Origin of the sequence: Bacillus sp. JJ1566, assembly GCF_036962685.1 — a bacterium.
In the GTDB taxonomy this organism is placed as follows: Bacteria; Bacillota; Bacilli; order Bacillales; family Bacillaceae_L; genus Ferdinandcohnia.
In genome coordinates, this window is record NZ_JBALOP010000015.1 from 115721 (window position 1) to 116162 (window position 442).

1 protein-coding gene is annotated in these 442 nt (G+C 29.9%); it reads right to left on the reverse strand.

Features of this window, described 5'->3' with window-relative positions; all coding sequences use genetic code 11:
• A partial coding sequence (locus V7112_RS07880) for a hypothetical protein (protein ID WP_335417452.1) occupies positions 1–442 on the reverse strand: 442 nt, incomplete at both ends.

Consider the following 442-nt stretch of genomic DNA (forward strand, 5'->3'; position numbering starts at 1 on the left):
ATTGTAAAAATAGCAATGTTTTGTGTCCCCATTCCATGTTTATCTATAGGAAGTGATATATTGGAATCAGCTGTTTTTAAATAGAAAGTTAGTCCATCTAGTAACTCCCATGACCTAGAAGATATTGCCTTTAATGTAATATTGTCAGCTTCACCACTTATTTTAATGCTTTGTTCTATTTCCTTTAGTCGTTTAACAACTTCCGCTAACTTACTTTCATCAGAGATAAGCAACCTATCTAATAAGTTCATTAATCTAGCTATCTTTTTTTCTTTTGAGGAATAGTCTATTGATTTTTTTATCTTTCCCCAGAAAGAAGATTGGCTTTTAATTTCACTTTGAATATTTCTCAAAGTTTCTAGATAAAAAAACGGGAAGTATGATAAATGGTCATACTTTTTTACAGAAATATTTTTCCCAGCAACCTCATTGTAATTTTGAT